The sequence below is a fragment of the Paenibacillus sp. 01T442 genome, assembly GCF_056398345.1.
The window spans coordinates 200602-207935 of the sequence record NZ_JBFTPF010000007.1; the positions used below are offsets into that span (position 1 = coordinate 200602).

A 7334-nucleotide genomic window follows, 5' to 3' on the forward strand; every position below is an offset into this window, starting at 1 on the left:
GGCGGGGGATGGTGCGGGCTTATGCCGAAACAAAAAAAGTCTGCTAGAGCTTAGACTCAGGCAGACTTTCAAACACGCTCATAAACGCCTCACAATCACCTCGTCACGAGCCTCATTCCAATCCCACTGATAGCCTAGTTCTTCCGCAAGTTTCACCCAGCTTACAAGCACAAAATTGTTCAGCACTTGCACCTCTGCCGAGGGTATCGTTCCATTCCTTCCCATAAACGTGTACAGAATGCGTTTATTTTCTTCATCATACGCAGCATCACCTTGGCCTAGCTTCTCGAACGTTTGACTAAGTGGCACCCAGGGGATACCTCCAATGACAATGGGCTTAATCCCATTGTAGGTGATAGTTTGATCTTCAAGTCTGATTTGGATAAAAGGCAAATGATGCGCGATTTTATTGCCTTTCAGCAATGTAATTCTTCCATTGTCCAACTCTGCTCGCTCCGCCTCTGAGAAATGAGCAATTTTGTCCTTCGCTACTTGGTCATACAGCTTGATTTGATAAGTCTGCTCCATCCGCTTATGAAGGCGATCGATTTCCTCGGGTGTCGCCGACTTCAGGCTTCTCCCCTGCATCTGCGCCATCAATACGCCTATGCTCTCTCCAGCCATTGCCCCGTTCGGCTGAATTCTTGCGCTTCCGTAAGCCACAGCGGTTGCACCAACCAGTTTCCCCGCAGTGACGACATTGTCGTAATCATGGAGCAAATAGCTTCGCAGAGGCATGCCATATTTATCCGGACGCCCAATAGCTAGTCCCTCCCGATTGGAGCGTGAACCTTGAATATCCATGAAATACCCKCCTACACTGACGTTATCCCAGAACATCCTTCCGCTCATTAAATCCGATGCCTGAAGCACATATTCTGTTGGATAATGGTTAAACTCACGAACGTACAGTTCGTTCGGCTCTCCACCTAGTTCCAACTTCTCGAATCCAGCCATATATTTACGTAGATGATCGCGTATGAAAGGCATTTCTTCTTTCGCGAGCTTCATCCCTCGTTCAATCGTTTCCTCCCGGCTTGGATCGATGCCGTATACCTGAAGCGCGTTAATCATAATCTCCCCGTTACCTTGATTAAGAATGTTCAACCCTCGGAGATTAAGCTCGTTCTTGTTGTGTAGTTCATAGGCCGACACGATTGGCGGAAACCCATAGGCGATGTGCGAGTTCACATAGCTTTCGGGTCCGAATGTATGAGCACGCTCGATCTTCGTCATTTTCCAAAACTGAGTTTGAAACTTGTCCCAATCGACTCCCTTAAACTTCATCATGTATGTGCCACTCATATATTCGCGTTCCTTGCTCCCATATAGCGCTTCCAAACCTGGAAGCGGTTGCACATCAAGCTTTCGAACCAACTCAGCGTCATCCGAATTATCAACAAGATAAGAAGGCTTCACCATTCGCTTTTTCCCATCACCGTCTTGATAGGCGAGTGAAATGACCTTATTGCCTGTCACTTTCAAGTCTTCAAGCACGATATTTTTCTCAACGGGTATGCCTTCAATAAGTTTGTGAAAATAATGGGCAAAATCCGTTTTCGTACGGATACTTCCTTGTGTGTACTGTTGGAAAAGCTCCTTCATGCCGCCTTGCATGAGAGGAGTGCCTTCATCATCGTAGGTTCCATCGAGATAGAGCATCTCACCTTGAATGAGTTGTCCGCCTAATCGGCCTTTCGTTTCGAGGATTAATACGTCGAGACCTTCCTTCTTTGCCTTTTGAGCAAGATACATGCCCTCTAGTTCTGTTCCCATGACAACCACATCTGGCTGAAAGGTCGAATGCGTATGTAKGGTAAATCCCCCATCACTGTCTCGAAGCAGTCCGAAGTAGCCTAACACTCCGCCAGCTATCGTAATAAGTACGAGAATACCGAAAATTAATGTCGATTTCATATTACTAACTAGCCAATTTTTCAAGTAGTTCATCACCCTGCTGCATCGAATAAGTGCTTTCCCTTATTGTATGCATAATACAGAAAAAAACCAACAGGAAAATGACCAAAAAGGACCCTCCAATTTCGCAACGAAATGAGATGATCCATTATTAATGCCACTCTTCTGACGTATTCACTTGTTTCCACTGTTCGAAAATAAAGCGCCAGCAGCTGCGTGTTCCAGCGCTTTCATCAGCTTGAAGTAAATAAAAACGTCCGCTTGCTCTCCGAAGCGTAGCCACAGGAGAATAAGCAGACTTTTTGAATTTCAATAAGTATTTATTTTTCGCCAGGAAATAAAGCCAACTCAGTGTTTAACGGACGCAGGGAACGTTAGTAAGCGACAAAGTAGCCATTACAAATTCTAACGGACAACATGGCCGTTATTCCCCTGCTTAGGACACAATTTTGCCTCCAAAACAGTAAATAACGTCGTTGCTGTCCGTTACACGAGGAAACTGTCTGCTTTATTAAAAATAGCGTCGCTCGTGTCCATTAAACGGGGAACATACTATCATTGTTAGGTACGTAATACAGCATATACTCGCACTTGGTTTACGAAGTAACGCCCTCCCTAGATAAATAACTCCATCTGCTTAACGTCCCCAAGTCTTTCCAGCGAAATCGGCGCATGATCGCGGAAATAAGCCTGATTGATTTCCTTTTCCTTGGTCATAACCAGCTTGCTGCCATTGGCTGCTTGTCTGAGCCTACAGCTAAAGACAACTGGGAAATAGTCCTTGAGGAATTTGCCTTCCGCATGCGCAGTCAGTGCGATGATCTGGAAGCCAAGCTGCTCAGCGATAAAAAACACAGGACTTAGTACATGGTCACTCGATGCCTTCCCGAATGGATTATCGAGAATCACGGTGCGATGCCGCTTCATGTTCGCTTGAATATGCTGTCGCTTTTCTGCGACATAGTTGAGCAGACCTAAGAATAACGTCATATTCTTGCTCCATTTTTCACCGCCAGACCAATTATTAGACTGTTCCCATGAGAAGGAAGCCTTCGTTACGTTATTCTCATTAGTTACTTTACGGCACGATACTTTCATGACTCTTTCTTGCAAAACAATCTGCAGAAGCTGCTTGGTATCCAGCCATTTTTCAAGTTCTTTGCGAACCGTTGATTTCACTTCTTGATCGTTATCATCACGGTAATGACCTTTTTCTAGTTCGGTCAAAACCCATTCCAGATGCTTACGCAGATGATCCTTCGCCTCAAGTTCATCCCATTCAGGAATGAGAAAGGAGAAAATATGCTTCCACTGATCCTCGACCTTAACTCTCGTTTTATTCGGAATATCACGTAGTTCAGACGCGATCAGCTTCAAATGGCTATGAACATGAATGATATACTGTTCAAGTTGCTGATTATGTGTGCGCATCGTCTCTTCAGCAACGTGGTTGACACGTTCAATTCGGCTGTGCATTTTGTGCTGAAATTGCGTCAGCTCCTGATAGTTGTCTTTTTTCTCGACACCTTGCTCAGCCATTTCTCTCATTTTGACATCCTTAATTTGTTTCCGGCAAAAATCTATAAAATGGAGTCTAGCCTTCTTCACAGACGACTCTTCAGCTTCCAGTTCTTTCATCAAGGCGGTTAGCGACGTTACAGATTGCCGCCCCCCTTTCATTCTGTCATACGGGAACTCTGATTTCTGCTCCTGCGTGATAAAAGCTGCCTGAATGAGTGGATTTTCAAAACCGTGCAAGATTTTGTATTGATTTAGGTAATCAATCACGTCTCCGATTTTATTTAATTGCGACTGAATTTGCGTATATTGCTGCTGTAAGCCTGATTTCTGCTGTTGTAAACGTGTATCCTCACTTTGGACGTGTGCATCCACTACACTCAGCGACTCTGTAAAAGTCATAGGCTGCTCACCCGCATGCATATCCCTATACTGCTCAATCAGCAATGTAATCCTCGTTGCTAGTTCATTATACTGTTTATCGACTCGCCCCAATTCTTCCTTATCCAGAGCCAACCGTGATTCGTGATCCTTGAGCTCTGACAATAACTGCGACATCTGTTCTTCACCCGTCACAGAGAAGGCAAGCTCCTCATTCAAATGCAAGTCCGCTTGTTCCAAGCGAAGCTTGCTCATCTCCCGCTCCAACGTTGTTCTGCTCGCTTGGGCATGCTTCAACTCCGTTTCAAGCTGCTGACGCCCTTGGGATATATGATTAAGCTTGAGATGTAAATCTTTTCTTTCTGTTTTCAACCATTCTAAGCTATGATTCGCTGCAATGGGCTGCACATCCGCCAATTCGATATACAGATCTTGACGTTGAAGACTCGCTTTCTCCGTTTTCACAACGTTCATTCTGCCCTTCACGGATTCACTCTGTAGCTTCGCTTGCTCTATCGAGCGCCGCCTGCCCTCCAGCTTTTGTTGCTGATCATCAGACTGCAGTGCAAGCTGGTCGATGGCTCCGTTCAACGTCACGATTTCTTTGCCCAGCTCGACGTATTTACTCCCTTTTTCAATCCGCTGCCCGAGCTGAACCATTTCCACTTTTTGCTCGTCCAACACGGTATTATGTTGTAGGATTGTCTGCTCTACCAAGCGTATGGATTTCTTGATGGCATCCTCTTGACCCTCTAGTTCACGCACAGCTTCGCGTGTAAGCCCTACTCGCCGTTCCATGTCTTGTACGACCTCAAGCGGGTATGCCAACAGGAATCGGCTAAAAGAGGCTTGAAGATCAGAAGTACGCTGCAGATCGCTTTCCTTTTCTTTACGCGCTATCCGAACTTCTTCTCCTTTCAAGGAAATCGTTTGCTTCCAGTTGACGAATTCCGTATCCTCCACATTATCACGCCAATGCTGTGGTTCCACCCACGCACTATCTTCCGTGGCTACCGGTGTATCACTACCCACCAGACGTGCCGCTTCCTGTGAAGAGATCACTTGAATCGGGAACTGCATATCTTCCGCATATTGCCGCAGCTTACTTGTGACTAACGCAACCTCACCTTCCGTCGTAATTAACGTCACAGACCAGAGGGGGTGAGTCATCGCTCGCTCGGTTAACTTCAAACTCTGTAAATATTGAATACCTGTCTCCAATAAATCGAACTGATTTCTCCACTTATCCACCAAACCCGCCACATACACGTCCGCAAAAAAAGTAGGCTGGGAGCTGTAATCATCGATATAACGGAAAGCGAGACGCTCTTTCAACAAGTAAGCTTCTTTCTCGATCAGCTGTTTTTCCATATCTTCTTTAAGCCGTTCTTCAATCGAACTTTGCTTCTCATAAACAGTCGAGAGCCTTCCCCATGAAGACCTATACGAAGCGATTTCGTTAAGGATGGATTCATGCACTTTTTTAAATGCGTCGAGACTCTGCTCTGAATTGGCACGTTCCACATAAGCGATCTTGAGGCTTTCACTCACCCCCAGCAGCTGTCTCTCGCTTTCCACCTTACCGAATGCCAAATCTTTGTTCTTCTGCACCAGCTGAACATTGCCCTCATCCAACTTCTGATAACGCTGAATCCAGTCCGTCATGCTGCCTTCCATGCTCTCCACGGCAGGATTGGCTAGAACAGTTGCACTCAGCTCTTCCCTATCTTTCTCACGGGCTTGCACGAGCGATCTATGTTCAATGAGTTGCTTGTTTAATAGCTCTAACTCACTTGAAAGCTCCATCAGAATTGTTTCCTCTAAGTTCAATCGATTCTGATGAGCAGCTACTTCTTGGATAAGCGTTTCTTCTTCAACCTGCCACTCCTGCTCCATCTTGCTGTAAATACTGCGAATTTGGCCACCATTCTGGATCCAAGCTTCCCGCAATACATCCTCTTCCTGGGTATGACCGAATTGTTTAAGTTCGCGCTGCACATAGTTCATGCGCTCCTCCGCAGAGGTCCATTGCTGCCTGTAATCGGCCAAACGCAACGAATAATAGCTCTCTTTCGCGCTCCGTACGAGCTTTTCTTTGAACTCAACGTCTTCTTCGACCAATCTAAGCTTTGTTTCCAAGACGGACTGCTCCTGCTTTTGCTTCGCAATATGCAGCGATTCCTTCTTCCGCGCCAATTCCTGCACTTGCTCATCGCATGCTGCCATCATCTGATGCCACTGCGAGAGCTTCGCGGTTTCCTCATTCTTCTGTTCATTGACGAGCAGCCAATAGGCCTTTGTTTCAGCTTGCGCGGCTTCATAAGCCACCTGTTTCGTATCCATCGTGGCATAGTGAAGCACATATTGATCCAATTCGATGAGAATTTTTTTATTCTCTTCGATTTTCTCTTTTAATTCTTTATATTTTTTGAAGCTGTCTCTGTGCATTTCAAAATTATTCGCGAACTCGCCTTGTTCATATCCGGCCATCGCATCTTCTACCGTTGGGATCAACAAGCGATCAAACAGCTGGCTCGTCGTTTTGCATTCATCAAAAAAACTCTCCACGCCGCCCTCTGAGCTATTGATCTTCGCAATGCGTTCCCATTCTGAGGCGATAATGCGGTAATCATTTTCCAATATTTTCTTGTATTCTTTCATCGTTGCCGGCAGCTTCGCATTCATTCTTTTCTGCGTCATCTGGTGGTAATAATCATGAATTTCGCCTCTATCGGCTGCTCGAAGATTACCAGCACTTTCCTTAACAAAAGGAATCCGATCAATGGCATCCGGATCAAGCACCGGATAGTCATACACATACCGATACGAATCAATGCCTGTTGCTGTCAAAAACAAACTTATACTTGTCACGACATATCGCCGAGGACGTTCACTTAGAATCCACTCGATCGCAATGTGCGCTGGACCATTCTCGAGACTTAAGGTATCTTTTATTTTACGTCCGGCTAGCTCCTCATGCGGCAAGATGGCTTGAAGGGCTGACTGGATGAAAACCGTCTTGCCCCCTCCATTTTCCAATAAAATCGCGCCGTTATGCCCATCAAAATGAAACAATTCGTCGTTATAGCGCTTATTTCCGTCCTCGTAGACGACATTCGTAAACCGAATTCTAGAGATCGCTGGCATGTTCGCTTCCCTCCCCCTCAAACGTATCGCTTTGATATAAAAACTCCAAAATACCGCGGTTATACTCTAGTTCCATAAAATAACGCTGCACAACCACTTTGGCCTTTTCGGTCAAGGCAATTTCCTGATTACCAATGTCGGTCACCAGTTCTTGCCCAATGAGAAACTTCCGGACCGAATCCATGAAGCTAACGCGACTGATCGTATTCCCACTTTGTTTTGCGGCCGTCTCCTTGATATCGTCCATGGCACTCMATTTTTCAATCAAAGATGTCCAGTTATAGGAGAATTCTTTCTCCATCTCTATTAATTCCGCTTCCGGATGTGTTTTCAATAACGCAATTCGCTCATTCACAAGCGCTGTCCACTCT

The 7334-nt window shown here is 45.6% G+C and carries 3 protein-coding genes; all 3 read right to left on the minus strand.

Annotation, left to right across the window (positions count from 1 at the left end):
- Window positions 1–78 precede the first annotated feature (78 nt).
- The gene (locus AC1DLM_RS09445; protein WP_477569822.1) at window positions 79–1941 is read right to left on the minus strand and encodes an FAD-dependent oxidoreductase; all 1863 of its coding nucleotides are present in this window, start codon (window positions 1939–1941) and stop codon (window positions 79–81) included.
- A gap of 591 nt (window positions 1942–2532) precedes the next feature.
- Window positions 2533–6963, minus strand: coding sequence for a coiled-coil domain-containing protein (locus tag AC1DLM_RS09450; RefSeq protein WP_477569823.1), 4431 nt, complete (start codon window positions 6961–6963; stop codon window positions 2533–2535).
- The coding region (locus AC1DLM_RS09455; protein ID WP_477569824.1) for a DUF6063 family protein at window positions 6947–7334 on the minus strand (388 nt) is incomplete at its 5' end. The genes AC1DLM_RS09450 and AC1DLM_RS09455, both read right to left, overlap by 17 nt.